The organism is Paenibacillus sp. NPDC058174 (assembly GCF_042883865.1).
Lineage (GTDB): Bacteria > Bacillota > Bacilli > Paenibacillales > Paenibacillaceae > Pristimantibacillus.
Genome location: NZ_JBHVUY010000002.1, coordinates 249,742 through 266,617, shown reverse-complemented (window position 1 = coordinate 266,617; position 16,876 = coordinate 249,742). Strand labels below are relative to the sequence as shown.

The window sequence follows — 16,876 nt, the reverse complement described above, 5'->3', positions numbered from 1 at the left end:
AGGACCTTATAGCAGGGTAAAAGTCTTATTTATTTCTCGTCCTCTTGGAAAACAGGAACAATTTGCAGCTTAAACTCGAATTGCTTCTCATTGAGCTGAAATTGCTCCAGAAGCTGCGGCCCGCAGGAAGCGGAGCCTACACCGCTCATTGCATAATCGAGATGGACAATCGTCTCCTTCCGCTTCTTCAGCTCATGGGAGTGCAGCGCAGCGGTCAAGTCCTCCGGTGTAAAATGGCCCGCGTGGAACGAGAATGCCTTCGGTGCATGGAACGCCAACCCCATACCCAGCGCGTTCGTGACGGCCGACCATTCCGTACCGTACCGGGAGCCATTCTCTTGCGGCATAATGTAATCCTCGAACATCTCATCAACCGTTAGCCGGTATACGCCTTTGCGTACGCTCTGCCTCTTGTCGATATAGCTCTCATGCGGACCGTTGCCAACGTATTCGACTTGCTCCATGCCCTCCGGCATCGTCAGCCGCAGGCCGAATCTCGGCAAGAACGTCAAATTCTCGCGCACCTTAACGTTTACCGACAGCTCAATGGCCCCGGATGAATCGATGCTCCATAACGCTTCTCCGTGCAAGAAGGGATGACGGATATAGCCGCCGAGGGAAAAATGAACGGTAATCTTCACCGTCTGGTCGTCTGTTAACGACCACTCGGCCCCGTACACCTTCATCTGGGCCCGATCCAGTCCCTGATCAATCCACTGCTTCTTCTCCTGCATGTCATTGTCGGTTGGAGCCCGCCAGATGCTAAAGGCCGAAGGAGCTGCCAGCATCGGAACGCCGTTCTTCTGCAGCGAGACGAATGCACCGCTATGCAGATCAAAGAGATAGCGGAAATCGAAGCCTTCTATCGTCAACTGCTTGTTGTTCTCTGCAGCCTGCAGAGGCCAATGAATGATATTGCTGCCTGATGCCGTTGCTGCGGCGGCAGGCTGCACAGCTGATTCCGTCCCGGCAGCATCCGCCGCAAGCTCAAACTGCTTGAACATAATCTCGTGGCCGGCTTCCGCCCAGACCGTCTCTTCCTTCGTCCAACAGGATAGAGTCAATAGCTGTGTGCCCGCTCCCTTAGCCGGGAAGTTGTAAGGAAGCTGAAGAAGCTGCTCTCCATGTGGTCCTGCATCCAGCTGCCAGACGGTGCCTTGCTGCAGAATTTTGCCGTCCTGTTCCACCTTCCAGCGAATCGCAAGATGTGACAGGTCGATAAAATCATAGAGATTGGCAATCCGAACAATGCCGGACTGCAAATCATGTCCGTCAATCCGAACCGGCGCGATCACCTGTTTCAATTCCAGCAGGCCCGTATGCGGAATCCGGTCCGGCGTGACCAGACCGTCGATGCAGAAGTTGCCGTCATTGGGCTTATCGCCGAAGTCTCCGCCATATGCGAAAAATGGTTTGCCGTCGGCGGTTGCCGTCGCGATGCCATGATCGCACCACTCCCAGACGCAGCCGCCCATCAGCTTCGGATAACGGTAGATCAGCTCCCAGTAATCCTGCAAATCGCCGGGACCGTTGCCCATCGCATGGCTGTATTCGCACAGAAACACCGGCTTATTTAGGCTGTCGTCCTCGCCATAAGCCTTCATTTCGGCAGGCGACGCGTACATTCGGCTGATCATATCCAGACAGTCATCATTGTCCAGTCCTTTGTTGATTGGCGCCGCTCCCTCGTAATGAATCGGCCGCGAGTCATCGCGCTGCTTCGTCCATTCCGCCATCGCGATATGATTCTCCGCATAACCGGATTCATTGCCCATCGACCAAATGATGACGCAAGGCTGATTCTTGTCGCGCTCCACCATCCGCCGCTCCCGGTCGATGAACGCCGGACGCCAGTCCGGATTCGCCGACAGCTTATGCACAGCGCCGTCCGCCCAGCTCTCGGCGATGCCCATGCCGTGGCATTCAAGATCGGCTTCGTCGATGACATAGAAGCCGTATTCATTGCACAAGTCGAGGAAGCGCGGGTCATTCGGATAATGCGAGGCCCGTATTGTATTCACATTGTGCCGCTTCATCAGCTCCAAATCTTTTCGCATATGCGCGATCGGAATCGTCTGGCCTAGCTCAGGGTGAGAATCATGACGGTTCACCCCTTTCAGCTTCACAGCCTGACCGTTGATACGGAATATGCCATCCTCGATCGCGATACGTCTAAACCCGACCGGAAAACGAATAACTTCTCCGCCGCCGTATACGAGAAGCTGATACAAGTAAGGACGCTCTGCATTCCATAGAGTAGGCTGATCTAACGAAAGCACCAGACTGCCTTGGCCGTCCACAGCGCCCAAAGCAGAAGCGACAACTTTACCCGCCGCATCCAGCAGCTCTGCTTTCGTCCCGACAGGGCCGCTTCCCTTCGTCTCCAGCTCTACAACAAGCTGTGCTGAGCGGTAATCTTCGGCAAGCTGCTGCCTTGCGAAGACGTCGCTTACATGCGATTGCTCACGGGCCAACAAATATACATCCCGGAAAATACCGGAGTAACGCCACGCATCCTGATCCTCCAAATAAGTGCCATCGCACCATTTCAGCACCATCATCGCAATCCGGTTGCTGCCCGGCCACAGATAGTCTGTCAGATCAAATTCAGCCGGAACCCGGCTGCCTTGGCTGTAGCCAACGAACTGGCCGTTTACCCACAAGTAGAAGCAAGAATTGACGCCTTCGAAAACGATATATTGGCGTTTGTCCAACCACGGCTCCCGTACATTGAAATCTCTCACATAGAGACCTGCAGGATTGGCATCCGGCACAAACGGCGGATCACACGGAAACGGGTAATTAACGTTCGTATAATGAAGCTGGTCATACCCTTTAAGCTGCCAGCATGATGGAACAAGCAGATCATCCCAGCCGCCCACATCGACGCCTTCGGCATAAAAGCCGTCCTTAACGGCATGAACCGTATCGTGATATTGAAACTTCCAGTTGCCATTCAAGGTTTGATAGTAAGGCGAACGGCTTCTGACGCCCGATTGGGCGCTTGCGGCATCCGCATAAGGGATATAAGCAGCTCTTGCCTTCTCCCTGTTCACTTCCAGTACATTTAGGTCTTGCCAATAAGGATTTGTCTTGAACAACTCGTTCACGCTCGCTTTCCAGCTTGTATAATCATTTGCCTATGCTAAAATTATAAAATCACACACGCCGCTCTCCTAGATACCAAAGCGAACAACATCTAGTACAAAACGGACATTCGAGGTGGAACGCATGGATATATTACAGCTTCGAAGCAATCTTTCCTCCATTCCTATGGACCCGGCAATACCGTTCGCCGTATATACAGTCGGAACGGAAAATCAGCCGCTGATGACACGTCTGGAGGGCTACTCGGCCCATCAGTTTTTTTTCACCTTTTCCGGGACAGGCCACTTTCGGCTGCTGAGCTTTGATCCCGATTCCGATACTGGCTCGGATTCTGGTCAATGGAGCCTGATTCCTCCAGGTACGCTGCTCTATATTCCCGAAGGACTGCCTCATGAATACGGGCCGGTCGGCGAGGAGCCGTGGATGGTCGGCTATGTCACGTTTGTCGAGCAATGCTATGGTCTGCTTGAGCAATATGGCTTCGGCGCCTCCTTCTTCCGTTCGAAGCTGCAGGAGACAGGCCGGCTGTATGAGCTTCTATACCAGCTCTGGCAGCAATCCGGCCGCGATTATGATCCTTGGAGAGCAGCGGAGCTGCTGTTCGCCTTTTGCCTGGAGATTAAACGCCAACTTGTGCCGGAAGAGAGCTCTGCCGAAAAGCTCCCAGAGACGTCTAAAGCGTCGCGTTACCCCCACTCGGTCGTCAGCCAGGCTACTCGTTTTCTTCAAGACCATTTGCAGCGGCCGATTACAGTGACCGAGCTGTCCGCTCACGTCGGCTATTCGTCCAAGCAGCTTACCCGCCTGTTTCGGGAATCGCTGGATACGACACCTCTCCAGTATTTGCAGCGGATTCGGCTCCATACCGCCATCCAGCTGCTGGAGCGGCATCCGGAAATGACGATCCGCCAAGCCGCCGCTCATGTCGGGATGGAGCCGGTTTACTTCACCCGCCTGTTCCGCAGAACGTTTGGCACAACGCCGTCTGCCTTTGCAGCCGGTTTGAGCGGACGGCAAGAAGACGACAGCTAGTCCTTGAAAGCAGCAATAAAGAAAAAATAGATTTGACAATTAAAAACCGTCACGCTATATTTAGTTAGTGTTCTAACGAATAGCTCCTTAATTCATTCAGACTGAAGGTGATTAGCATGCAGCAAGAACGCAACCTACAGCATCAGTTTCGTATGATCGGCCTCATGATGAAGATCAGCGCCGATAAAAAGCTGGAGTCGCTAGGGCTTACAATAGAGCAAGGACTGGCGATCCGGTACATTGATGGACATGAAGAAGGCGGCCTTTCCCAGAAGGATTTAGAAAACACCTTTAACCGCAAAGGCTCCTCAATCAGCAGTCTGGTCAACAATTTGGAGAAGAAGGCTCTGGTTGTTCGAAAGGCTGACCCGAAGGATGATCGCCGCAAACTACTCCGTGTAACCCCCGCCGGGAAAGAGCTTGTCGGAGCGTTCGAGCAATATTTTGAAGAGTTTGAGCATACGCTGCTTAACGGCTTTACAGCCGATGAAGCCAATCTGCTGTTCAGATTTCTTGAACGCATCGAAGCCAATATCAATGAAGATAAGATCACTTTTGACCGCAGACGTTAATTCCCGCAGATTCTCGTAATCCCCTAGCTTCCGAATGAAGCAACGGGTTTACGATTGATATATACTTAGAACTCTAACTATTTACTTAGAATTCTAAGTAATGACCCGTAAACAATTCATACCCAACCTAAGAAAGTGGTGAATCGCATGGATTCTGAAAACCTCCATTATTTCGAAAAAGCACCGATTTATAAAGCGATTGCTCATTTCGCCGTTCCGATGATGCTCGGTATGTCGATGAGTGTTATTTACTCTATTCTTAACGCTTATTTCCTTGGCACGTTGCACAATACCGAAATGCTGACGACGCTCGCCCTTACCCTGCCGTTGTTCGCAGCGATTATGGCTTTGGGCAATCTGATCGGCATGGGTGCAGGTACGTTCATATCCCGATTGTTAGGCGAGAAAAGCTATGACAAAGTGAAGCATGTATCCTCCTTCGCCTTTTATTCCAGTCTTGCTCTCGGTTTATTGCTGATGCTTGCCGGACTGCCATTAATCGACCAGATTGTGCACGGACTCGGGTCTACAGCCGGCTCGTTTGCATTCACTAAAGACTATGTCACCGTCATGCTCATCGGTTCTCCGTTTGTTGTTTTATTTTTCACCCTGGAGAACATTGTCCGTGCCGAAGGGTCCGCAATGATCTCCATGATCGGGATGATTCTAAGCGTTATCGTCAATATTATGCTTGATGCATTCGTGATCTTTGTTTTGCACGGCGATGTGATGGGTGTTGCAATAGCAACTGTCATTTCCAACGTGGCGGCAAGCGTCTATTTCGCTGTCTATATAGGAAGAAAAAGTGAATTTCTCAGTGTGTCGCTGAAATGGTTCAAAGCATCAAAAGAGATCATAAGCAACATCCTCAAAATTGGCGTTCCCGTATTTATTATGAGCATTTTTCTAGGTGCAATGGGACTCATCTTCAACCATTACCTTATTGAATATGGCGATCAAGCTGTTGCCGGATACGGCATTTCATCACGGCTCCTGCAGCTCCCTGAATTTATACTGATGGGGCTATGTGAAGGAGTTGTACCGCTCATCGCCTTTTCCTTCACTGCGAATAAGCTGCGGATGAAAAAAACGATCAGCTTCACAATCAAAATCGTGGCCGCTTTGGCTGTAGTCTTCGGCATTATCGTCTATTTTACTTCGGATCATCTGATCGGCTTTTTTACGAACGATCCGCAAATGATTGAACTAGGCAGCTATATTCTGCATGTTACCTTCTTGTCTCTGTTCATTTCGGGGACGACAACGCTCTTCACCGGGATTTTCCAAGCTACGGGTCAAGGAACAGCCGCCTTCGTCATGTCCATTGTGCAAGGTGTGACCCTCATCCCTGTTCTGTATCTTGCGAATTTGTTGAATGGCTTCCACGGCGTTGTCTGGTCGCTCGTCATAGCGGATGCGGTTGCCTTCCTCGTCGGGGCGGTCATGCTCTATGCGCTGCGGAATAAACTTCAGCCCGATTTAGAGCAGCTGGCGCAATAAGGTAAGCCGCGGCCTGCTTTCCAGCAGCCAGCACAGCTTTAAAAATCTGTACCGGTATTGCTGTTCTGCTCGCGGAATTGATTCGGCGTCAGCCCTGTATACTTCTTGAACGATGTGAAGAACGTCGTCTTCGATTGAAAGCCGGATCTCTCGGCAATGTCGAGTACTGGCCAATCCGTCGATACGAGCAGCTGCTTCGCCTGCTCCAGCCGCTCCTGATGAATGAAACCCGACAGCGTAATGAGATACGTCTCCTTGAACACGAGCCGGACATAGCTGACGGAAAGCACCAAGTAATCGGCAATGCTCTCCAGCGTCAGCATCGGGTCATGAAGATGCCGCTTCACATAGTCGAAAATTTCCGAAGCCAGCTCCTCCTTGCGGTTGGAGGCGGTATGGCTTTGCGCCACATTGTCGATCAGCCGCGTGAACTGGTCATCAAGCCAGTCCCTGACATCCATCAGCGTATCGAATTTTTGCAGCAGCAGATCGACGCCCCCCTGCTCCTGCTCGCCCATCACCTTGTTAAACGCTTTCACAATATAGAAGAACAATAGCTTCAGCTGGAACTGGCATTCCGAATAAGGCAAGCTCTGCAGTTGTCCGAAAATAAGATCAAGCTGCTCGCGCACCTGCTCCTTCTGCGACTTACGCACCGCCTGAATCAGCTTCTGAATCCGGCTTTCATCCAAATCCCACTGCCGTTCCGGCAAATAGTCGCCTAAATCTCCCTCAACATAAACCTTCTCCTCCGTCTCGAAAAACCGCAGCAGCGTCAAATCACAGACGCGGTCATATAAGCCGCGCATATTTTCGTCGATCGCCGTCTGATGGCTGACTGCCGCCGTCACTTGAATATGCAGCCATTTGTCGATAGCTACCCGAGCTTCCTCTAAGGCCGGAACCGGGTTCTGATCCGCTGTGCCGCCCCCGATCAGAATGACGAGATGATCGCTGCCCAGATCAACATTTTCCGTAACGAAGCCTTGATTGCCCAGCGTCTCTCCTGCTATATTGCCCATCGCATACAAGAGAAGCTTTCTGGAAGCATAGGCATACCGCTCCGAGAAGGACTGGAAACGGTTGATCCGGATAACGGCCAGCCGGATATTGCCAGCCAGTAATTGCGATACGTTTCCGTTGCCAAGCTCCTGAATGGCGTTATTGTACGTGCCTTGCAGCAGCCATTGGCGCAGCACCTCGTTCTTCACAACCTCCTGATGATTGCGGATCATGCTGTTCATCTCTTCCATCGTCTTCACCATATGGTCCACGCCGGTTTTAATAATGGCAAATTCCGAATTGGAGCTTTGCTCGGCATTCGCAGCACTCGTGGCGACGGTTTTGCGGATTTGTCCCGCAAGCTGGCTGATCGGCATAAACTGACGGCGCGAGTTCCAATAGGTCAAAGCCGATAAGATGAGCAGCAGGAAGAAGCACATGCCGTACATTCGGAACATGATTTTATCGATATTTTTGCTAATGTCCTTTACTTTAACAGTGGAATAAAGCTTCCAATCCTCGATATTAAACGCATGCGAATGAATCAAATATCTATTGTTATCATTCACTTGCTCGTTTTGTGTGATCAATTGCTTGACGTCTAAGTCGTCTGAGCCGCCGAGAATAACGTTCTGATCCCCGTCCAGCACCATGATGCTCGTCGTCGAATCATTCAAATTTTGCAGCAAATATTTTTCCAGCAGACTTTTGTCCAATAAAATGACGATATAGCCTTGGCTCGCGACTTTGGAATAATAAGCAGGCGCAATAAGCGCAAGGTAAGAACCGGTTTTATTCGTATGGTTGAAAAAACGCAACGTCGAAGGCGGATGATGCTGCAGCTGATCCAGCATATCCTGGTCCATGAAATCCGCAAATGTATGAATACCGTCTCTGGAATGAATGACTTTCCCCAGCTTCATATTGACCAAATAGGTCGAGTCGATGAAGGATTGCAGACTCATAAATTTGGATACCGACTTCAACGCCGACGACATCACTAGCGGATCGCCGTCTTCCGACATGAGCCAGTTGAAAATTTCAGGGTCCTGATAGATCGTGAGTGCATACGCACGCAGATGGTCCAGTTGATACTCAAAGCTTTGACTGACGCTGGTCGTCTTGATCTCCATCAAATGATTTACATCGTCGTAAGCCTGATTCGCATATTGCTGTCTCAATAAATAAGAAAACAGAAGAATGATGATCGTGAACAAAATTCCGATAATTAGAAAATTTCGAATGTATGTTTTCTTAGGCAGCAGTCGTCGCAATCCGAACTCCCCTTCTCCTGTTCTTGTTCCCATTCATTAAAACATATATTTTGCAATTCAGGTTGTTCGAATTTTGATTATGAGGTATCAAATCCGCTAGTAGCTGCCTGCGACAACGCCAAAAAACGCGGCCCAGCCTTATAAAGACTGGAGTCGCGCTAAGTTTTTAATTATTTCGCAGCCAGAAATGTATCGATCTGATTTTGCAGCTCGTTCTGAATTTTTTTGGCCAGCGGTGCTGCTTCCGCTTTGAATTTCGCCCAATACTCATTTGGTTCTACAACGCCGTTGAACATTGCGGTATAGTATTTGGCTTCAATGCTCGTGTACTGCGAGATCTCATTCACGACTGCCGTATTGTTGAAAGTGAAGCCCGCAAGCTTATCGAGCGTGAAGTTGTTCACGTCCGCTCCCCACTGATTCAACTGCTTGGTCACATCATCTTGTCCGGCATCTTGACGATCGGTCGCCGGATTCCAAATCCATGCGAACGGGAACCATGTGTAACCGTCATTCAAAAACTTGTACTGGTCGTCGCCAACGGCTTCCCAGTTCTTGCCCTCAACTCCATATGCGAGCAGGTCATAGTTTTCCTTCTGGTTGGCCCAGTCGAGGAACTGAATCGCGCGCTCCTTGTTTTTACTCACAGCTGGCACACTGATGAAGTTGTATTGCAATGCATTAGTCAGCACAGCGCCTTTATCCAGATTCATTAGCGTTACAGCTTCGAACTCTGCATTAGGATCTACGCTTTTGAGCGCTTGCTGCACATCATTCTTCACGCCAAAATCATTGTTCGGAATGATTGCGGCTTTCCCTTGCTTCGCCAGCTCGCCCGTATCTTTAATTGCGAGCACATCCGGGTGGATGATTTTATCCTGATACAGCTTGCGGGCATTCTCGATCCACGACCATACCATCGGCTCCATCTCGTCGAACAGGTTGTACACTTTGCCGTCGTTGTTCTTCGTGTAAAGAACAAGCGATTCCGACAACGCTGGGCTAGGCGTAATGTTCGCCGTATTGTCTTTCCAATAGTGGCGGAAGGAAGCTTCCGACAATCCCTTCGTTACATCCTGACCGGCTGGGATCATTGGCGTCATATTCGGCACCTTTTCCTTCACCGCATAGGCAAACTTCATCAGGTCATCATAGGTTTGAATTGGCGCGATGCCAAGCTTCTCGCGGATATCCTTCCTGACATAGTAGACCCGGCCTTGCACGAACGTAATGCCGTTCGGAATGCCCATAATTTTACCGTCAAATTTATTGGCGTCCCACATCGCTTGCGGACGGTTTTTCAAAATATTCGGTCCGTATTGCTGAAGCAGATCGTCAAGCGGCGCATAGCTGCCTGCGGCGATTTGCTGGGTAATGTGAAGCCATGGCGCATCAAAAATCAGGTCAATGTTCTCGCCGGAGGACAGCGTCACTTGCGTTTTTTGCGCAAGATCGGCCCAAGGTACAAATACGACGTCCAGCTTCACGTTCAAAGTGCCGGCCATTCGTTTTTCCGCTTCCGCTACAACCGCATCAAAATCTCTCGGGCGGTCGCCGGGAATCATAATTTTCAGCGTAACAGGATCCAGCTTAGTGCTTGCCTCCGGGGCAGCCGTACCATCAGGGCTAGCTGACGGGGCATTGTTTTCTGTCTTGCCGGAGCAAGCGGCGAGCAAACCTACGAGCATAATAATGGAGAGAATAGCGGCAATTCCTTTTTTCATTCTCATTGTCACATGACCTCCTGTATCTATTGTTATATTTAACCGAGAAGCTCGGATAAATCAAGCCTATATCAGCCCTTAACGGCGCCGATCGTAATGCCTTTGACGAAATACTTTTGCAGGAACGGATAGAGCAGGACGATGGGACCGATGGTTAAGCACACCGTTGCCAGCTGAATCGAGTTGGATGGTGCTGACACCTGATAGCTTGCGCCCCCGCCGACATAGGCAGCTACGTTGAGATTCGAGATTAGCTGACGAATCATCAGCTGCAGCGGATGCAGATTGTGGTCATCGATGAAGAGCAGCGACAAGTACCAGTCATTCCAATACAGAATGGCGTAAAAGAGCGATACGGTCGCGATAACCGGCGTCGAGATCGGCAGGATGATTTTGAAAAAGAGCTTGATGTCTCCCGCTCCGTCAATTGTCGCCGCTTCGTTAATCTCGTAAGGCAGCGATTTATAGAAAGCGACCAGAATAAACGCGTAGAACGGGTTCATGAGGTATGGCAGAATGAGCGCCCAGATACTATCTTTCAGATGCAGCCAGTTGGCGATCATAATATAGAAACCGACCAAGCCGCCGCCAAGCACCATCGCGAGATAGGTGAGAAACGCAAGCACGTTGCGGTATTTCACTCTTGGATGTGCAATGACGTAGGCGAACATCGCGGTAATGGCGACAGCCAATAGCGTGCCTACAATGGCAACGATCAGCGAGTTTTTATAGCTCGTCAGCAGCTGGCTGCCTTGCAGCAAATAAATGTAGGCGTCCAAGCTCCATTCACTAGGGAGCAGCTGATAGCCGTGCTTTAGGAAGCTGGCCTCTGAGGCGAAGGAATCCGCCAGCACGATCCAGAACGGGATGACGCAGACGGCGCTAAATACGACGATGATGATATACGTGAAGGCAAGGAATGCTTTTTCCCCAAACGATTGGTCGTTCTTGATTTTGTTCCGCTTCATCTTCGGCTCTGGCTTGTTTTTAGTTAAAGGCATGGATCGGTTCGTCATAAGCTAAGCTACCTCCTAGAACAGTCTCGAGTCGGGATCGATTTTTTTGGCGATTTTATTGAAAATGAGGATGGCCGCGATGCCCATAATCGACTGATACAGGACGACCGCTGACGACATTCCGAAGTTGCCCAGCTGACGCAGCGCCCGGAACGAATACGTATCGATAACGTCCGTTGTCGGGAATAGAATAGAGTTGTCGCCGATGATACCGTAGATCATCCCGAAGTCTCCGAAGAAGATGCGGCCGACGCCCAGCAAGAGAAGCACGACGATGACCGATCGAATCGACGGAATCGTAATATGAAGGATTTGCTGCAGCCGTGTCGCGCCGTCGATTCTCGCCGATTCGTAATACTCATTCGAGATGCCGACGATCGCAGCCATGAAAATTACGGAATAGTAGCCTGAAAACTTCCACACATAGACCAGCGTCAGTATAATCGGCCACAGCTTGGCGTTCTGATACCAGTTAACTTCCGAAATGCCCAGTTGGCCGAGCCATTGGTTCAATAAACCGTCGGTGCTCATAAACGCCATAATCATCAGGCTGACGACCAGCCAAGAAATGAAGTAAGGGAGAAAAATAAGCGACTGGCTTATTTTCTTCAGCAGCGTCGAGGTCGCTTCGTTAATTAATATCGCGAGCAGCAGCGCAATTCCGATGCCGAATATGAGAAACAACGCGTTTAGATATACCGTGTTAAACGTTACCCGCAGCCAATCCTGGCTACCGAAAAAAAACTTGAAATTATCCAGCCCTACCCACTCGCTCCCCCATATTCCTTTGACAGGCTGAAAGCGTTCAAACGCGATCAAATGCCCGAACATGGGAATGTAGGAGAAAAGGGCCAAAAATACGATACCCGGAATGGCCAGCGTGTAGAGCTGGCGATTTTTCACGATCTCTTTGATGAATCCCATGAGCGCATTGCTCCTTCCCAGATTTCCGTTGACGTTGGCTCCAACTGCCTCTAACGATAAGGATTCGGAGCGGCTGTGAATAGTTCTAATCCTGCTACATTGGGCGATTGCGCGCTTCTGGAACTAGGAATGGTAGCAGATATGAAACTTATGCGCGGATTTGGAACTCGGATTGGTGTGGAGGATGTCGAGGATCGCTGGTGTGTAATGGACCGCAGCCATAACAAAAAGACGCCGCGTATGCGGCGCCTTGGAGAAACACTTATATGATTGCAACTTGCGCGCACTGACATCGGGGTCGCTGCGCGTTTTGGTTCATGCTGCCGTTCTTGATTCCATTTTCCCATTGCATACACGATGTTTAATGGATTGAACCTTCGAAAAGTCATCCTGAACTCAAATCGCTCCGCTCTCCCTATCCCGCTGCCTGCCACTTACTAGCACTAACAACGGGGTCGCTGCGCGTTTTGGTCCATGCTGCCGTTCTTGAGTCCATTTCCCTTCGCATACACGATGATTAACGGATTAAACCTTCGAAAAGTCAGCCTGAACTCAAATCGCTCCGCTCTCCCTGCTCCGCAGCCTGCAACTTACCACGTACTGATATCGGGATCGCTTCGCGTTTTGGTTCATGCTGCCGTTCTTGATTCCATTCTCCCATCGCCTAAACGATGATTAATGGATTGAACCTTCGAAAAGTCAGCCTGAACTCAAAACACTCCGCTCTCCCTTTTACAGTCGGCCATACAGAACAATCATTCACATCCAACAATACTCACGCGGCACTGTCCCAACTCATCAATCGTAGATAATCATCTGCCAGTGAGTCAGCATTGAGCAAAGTGCTTCATTCACTCCAATCGACTCACAAAAACTGCCCAGGATGGACGGACAGCGAACCTGGTTCGCTTTATAGCGAAGAGTGGTTCGCAAATTTTACTTTAAATATGCCTAATCAAGCAGCCTGCCGCCATTTAGCGAAGAGATTTTCGCAAATGGCGATGCTGCGTTCTCCAAAAACGAAGTTTAGTTCGCTACAGCAATGCCGATGCTCCTCAGTTGTTGTTGTAGCGAACTTTACTTCGTTGTTTAGCGAAGCAGGTTCGTTATACAAGCAATTCAGCCTATCAAAATGCAAAAGTGCAGGCTGATTCCCATTTTATAGGAGATATTTCGCATCAAAATGTAAATGTGCAGTTTGATAGGCTCATATCGCCTCATACAGGCGAAATTGAGCGATTTTAAATGTATTTTTGCATTTTGATGGCTGTTTTGGGCTGTACAGGGCTTATCAAAATGTATTTTTGCATTTTGTTTACCATGAGGTGAAAATTAGCTAGTTTAGAAGCCGAAAAAACAGTTAGTTACATGCGTGAGAGGCTGGTTAGCTGCTTGCAAGTGACATAGCAGAACACACGTGATACTACTCAGTTACTTTTAGGTTACATATCCCGCAACGTGCATGGAGCGTGGCTAGCATGGCTATCTATCATTTAGCAGGTGGTCGGAGGTTAGCCGCCAAGGCAGAGCCGCTACTACTAGTCCGGTATGCAAAATGTGCGCCGAAGGAGCGCAGCTACTCGATACCCCAGTCCTTATAGAGCAGGCGCAGCTCGGCTGCCGTTTGGCTGGCGAATGGCTTGACCCTGGCCTCGGTAAAAAATAAAGGCTCAATTCCCGGTTCGTTGTGCTCCTCTGCAAACCATTGCAGCTTATCATCCCGGTATTGCTCCACCTCCGTCTTCGTGACGAGCGGCTCGATACCAAAGCCAGAAGCTTGCCGCAGCCGGCCAAGAGCCCCCGCTCCCCAAGCTTCATTCCGCAGCAGGATGAACTCCAGCTGGCTCACTTCTTTATAGTAAAAGCGTTTCGCTTCATCACGCGTTCCCTGATATTCATTGGCGAACGGGCTGTACAGCATTTGCGTCCATCTTATGTCGGTGTAGATATGCGAGATGTAGCCCCGCACAAAGTCCCTCCACTCCGCATCAGAATTTAGCGTCAAGTAGTACAGGCATCTATCCTTAAGCCGCTCGATCGTCGAGAATTTGCCGTTCTCGAATAGATGCGTAAATTTTTTATCTTCCTTAGTAGACGCTTCTCTTCTATGTATAGCGTCTGGAGCAATGCTTCCGATTAAAAAATGAGGGGAAGACTCAACTGTGCACACTTCTTCCGCCACCGCAAAATGGACCATTGGCCAAGGCATCTCTATTTCCTCCTCAGAATTGTTCTGAATAGCCCCCATCGTCGTCATGCATCATTATTAGAATTTGATGATGGAATTGCTTCCCTATCATGACGCAAGCAAATGCTATATTTGTTGCACATGCCAAATAATAGCGTCCTCTCATGTTATAATTATCCAAATAGAAGTGTTATCTGAGAAGAGGTGAATGCCCAATTATGCATGAACAGCACTATGGCAAGGCAGATAACCCGCTGATGCTCTTTATTCATGGCGGCGGTGTCAGCGGCTGGATGTGGGATGAGCAAATCCGGCACTTTTCGCCTCATTATCATTGCGTTGCACCCGATCTGCCGGAGCACGGAAAAAGCCGGGACGGCTCCCCCTTCTCCATTAAAGCCAGCGCCGAGCATTTGCTGCAGCGGATTGAAGCGATCGGAGCAGGGAAAATGGTCATTCTAATTGGATTTTCTCTAGGTGCTCAGATTGCCGTACAGATGGTCAGCTTACGACCAGACCTCATCCATTACGCCATCATCAACAGCGCGCTCGTAATCCCCATGCCTTCAATGAAACGGTGGATTCCTCTGTCTGTCCGTTTAACCTTTCCCCTCATCCGCAATAGGACCTTCTCTAGGCTGCAAGCGAAACAACTTTACCTGAACCGCAATCAGTTCAACAACTATTATGAGGAGAGCTGCCGGTTACAGCAGAATTCCCTAGTACGCATATTAGAGGAAAATATGTCATTCGAGCTGCCTGCCAACTTCCATATCGCACAAAGCAAGCTGTTAATAACCGTCGGGGAAAAAGAAAAAGCCGTTATGCAAAAATCAGCAGCCCTTCTTGCCCGGAATAATCCCCGCTGCATCGGCGTGGTCATTCCAGGCATCGGACACGGCATTTCTTTGGCGAAGCCCGAATACTTTAATCAAATGATTGAGCACTGGCTGGATAACGGACAGGTTCCTCACGACAGCAAGCTGATTACGTGAAAAAGCGCAAGATGCCTAAAACGGCTTCTTGCGCTTTTTTTACATAAGGGCATGTGAGACTTACGTTACTACGAGGTAATAAATCACCTATATCAAGGTGTTTGAGGTCTGCTGAGCACCATTCGGAAGTAAGTCAGTGCGCAGATAATTGCCAGGATGACAACAATTGTCAAACCCCAATAGATATTGCTATAGGCATGTGCCAGCGTAAGGTTCTTCTGCCAGACGAGAGCAGTGGCCGATACAGCTACACCAAATGCGCCGCTGAAAAATTGAAGCAGTTGGAACAAGCCAAGTCCCGAGCCGATCTGTTCAGGCTTCAATATCCGGGACATTTCATTGGACACGCTGCTGGTTAAGACGGTGAAGCTTGTGCTTAACAGCATGTAGATGAACAATATCGCGAAATAAGATACCCCTTCGAACAAGGCAAACAGAATGACCGCAGCAAGAAGCAGCAGCGGAGCGTAACGGATAATGGAGCTGTTTCCGTACGTATCGATGTAACGGCCGACTTTACGGGAGACGAACATAGCTAGAATCGATCCCGGAAAAATGACAAGTCCGGCTTGAATTGCACTTAAGCCATATTGCTTTACCAAGATTTGCGGCATCAGAAACAGCGTTGAAAAGCTGCACAGATAAGCGGCGATCCCGACGCTGCCCAGTATCAAGTACGAGCGGTTCCGGAATAAGGACGGCAGCACGAAAGGATTTTTAGCCGAACGTATACGTATGATAAACAAAATAAGCGATACGAGGCCGATAATGAGCGCAAGCCATGATTGGTTCGTCAGAAACAGAAGCAGTCCGGTTGTGCCTATGCTTATAAATAAAGCGCCAAGTGCATCGAAAGAGCCTTTTTGCGGCTGTTCCTTCGGAATTAGCGATATGAACAAAGGAATCAGCAGCAGCGTGACAGCTGTTACGATGAACAGCACATGCCAGCCCAAATATTCGACGATAGCTCCGCCTACGACAGGCCCCAATCCAAGTCCAAGGGATACTGAGGACATAATAAGCGCCATTGCTTTGCCCCGCCGTTCAAGCGGAATGTACCTCGAAATGAGCACAAGCGAAAGGGATGGAATTGCCCCTGCCCCTGAAGCTTGCAAAATGCGGACGATGAGCAGCATAATGAAGCTGTTGCTGAAAATACCGGCAAGCGCCGCTAAGCTTAGCGATAAGATACCGATAATAAAAAGCCTGCGAATCGGCACGAAGTCAGCCAGCCGGCTGTACGTAATGGATGAGATTGCGAATACGATCGAGTATCCCGTCACGATCCATGAAGTGGAGGAAGCGGATAAATGAAATAATTCCGCAACGTCCGGCAAAGCCAAATTAAACATCATCGTATTCATGATGACGAGAACAATCGTTAATCCTAACAAGCCAATGACCAGGCCTTCTTTCATAGCTGCTTGCTCTGCCGGCTTATTCGCCTGACTTAAAGTCTCGGCTGTCATGGTTTCTCCACCTCCAAAGTTCTAAAGTTCGATCGTAATCGAACAATAGAATCATAGCACGCGTTATGTTAT

Annotated in this window: 11 protein-coding genes; 4 read left to right on the top strand and 7 right to left on the bottom strand. The window is 49.6% G+C overall.

The genetic code is table 11. The features are described 5' to 3' along the window. Positions 1 to 29: 29 nt before the first annotated feature. Positions 30 to 3,110: a glycoside hydrolase family 2 TIM barrel-domain containing protein gene (locus ACFVVF_RS12790; protein WP_387809662.1), complete on the bottom strand. Its 3,081-nt coding sequence runs from the start codon at positions 3,108 to 3,110 to the stop codon at positions 30 to 32. A gap of 121 nt (positions 3,111 to 3,231) precedes the next feature. Here ACFVVF_RS12790 and ACFVVF_RS12785 point away from each other — a divergent pair, with 121 nt between their 5' ends. From ACFVVF_RS12785 to ACFVVF_RS12775, 3 genes are all read left to right on the top strand, one after another. Beyond that, positions 3,232 to 4,140 carry an AraC family transcriptional regulator gene (locus ACFVVF_RS12785; RefSeq protein WP_387809659.1) on the top strand — a complete coding sequence of 303 codons (909 nt, stop codon included), beginning with the start codon at positions 3,232 to 3,234 and terminating at the stop codon, positions 4,138 to 4,140. A gap of 116 nt (positions 4,141 to 4,256) precedes the next feature. Then, positions 4,257 to 4,712: a MarR family winged helix-turn-helix transcriptional regulator gene (locus ACFVVF_RS12780; RefSeq protein WP_387809655.1), complete on the top strand. Its 456-nt coding sequence runs from the start codon at positions 4,257 to 4,259 to the stop codon at positions 4,710 to 4,712. 147 nt (positions 4,713 to 4,859) lie between these two features. Beyond that, a complete protein-coding gene (locus ACFVVF_RS12775; RefSeq protein WP_387809652.1) occupies positions 4,860 to 6,212 on the top strand; it encodes an MATE family efflux transporter in 1,353 nt (450 codons plus the stop codon). Between the two features lie 38 nt (positions 6,213 to 6,250). Here the strand turns inward: ACFVVF_RS12775 and ACFVVF_RS12770 are convergent, their stop codons facing one another. The 5 genes from ACFVVF_RS12770 to ACFVVF_RS12750 all read right to left on the bottom strand — a co-directional run bounded on the left by ACFVVF_RS12770 (position 6,251) and on the right by ACFVVF_RS12750 (position 14,361). Next, a complete protein-coding gene (locus ACFVVF_RS12770; RefSeq protein WP_387809649.1) occupies positions 6,251 to 8,521 on the bottom strand; it encodes a helix-turn-helix domain-containing protein in 2,271 nt (756 codons plus the stop codon). 137 nt (positions 8,522 to 8,658) lie between these two features. After that, positions 8,659 to 10,218 (bottom strand): DUF3502 domain-containing protein, encoded by a 1,560-nt coding sequence (locus tag ACFVVF_RS12765; protein WP_387809646.1) that lies wholly within the window; start codon positions 10,216 to 10,218, stop codon positions 8,659 to 8,661. 65 nt (positions 10,219 to 10,283) lie between these two features. Next, a complete protein-coding gene (locus ACFVVF_RS12760; RefSeq protein WP_387809643.1) occupies positions 10,284 to 11,228 on the bottom strand; it encodes a carbohydrate ABC transporter permease in 945 nt (314 codons plus the stop codon). Positions 11,229 to 11,243: 15 nt separating this feature from the next. Then, the gene (locus ACFVVF_RS12755) at positions 11,244 to 12,152 is read right to left on the bottom strand and encodes an ABC transporter permease (RefSeq protein ID WP_387809640.1); all 909 of its coding nucleotides are present in this window, start codon (positions 12,150 to 12,152) and stop codon (positions 11,244 to 11,246) included. Positions 12,153 to 13,728: 1,576 nt separating this feature from the next. Then, on the bottom strand, positions 13,729 to 14,361 hold the full coding sequence (locus ACFVVF_RS12750) for a hypothetical protein (RefSeq protein WP_387809637.1): 633 nt from the start codon (positions 14,359 to 14,361) through the stop codon (positions 13,729 to 13,731). A gap of 197 nt (positions 14,362 to 14,558) precedes the next feature. Here ACFVVF_RS12750 and ACFVVF_RS12745 point away from each other — a divergent pair, with 197 nt between their 5' ends. Further along, on the top strand, positions 14,559 to 15,335 hold the full coding sequence (locus ACFVVF_RS12745) for an alpha/beta fold hydrolase (protein WP_387809634.1): 777 nt from the start codon (positions 14,559 to 14,561) through the stop codon (positions 15,333 to 15,335). Positions 15,336 to 15,427: 92 nt separating this feature from the next. On the opposite strand, the gene ACFVVF_RS12740 is transcribed toward ACFVVF_RS12745, so the two are convergent. Then, entirely contained in the window at positions 15,428 to 16,804 is a 1,377-nt protein-coding gene (locus tag ACFVVF_RS12740) for an MFS transporter (protein WP_387809631.1), read from the bottom strand. Between the last annotated feature and the right edge of the window lie 72 nt (positions 16,805 to 16,876).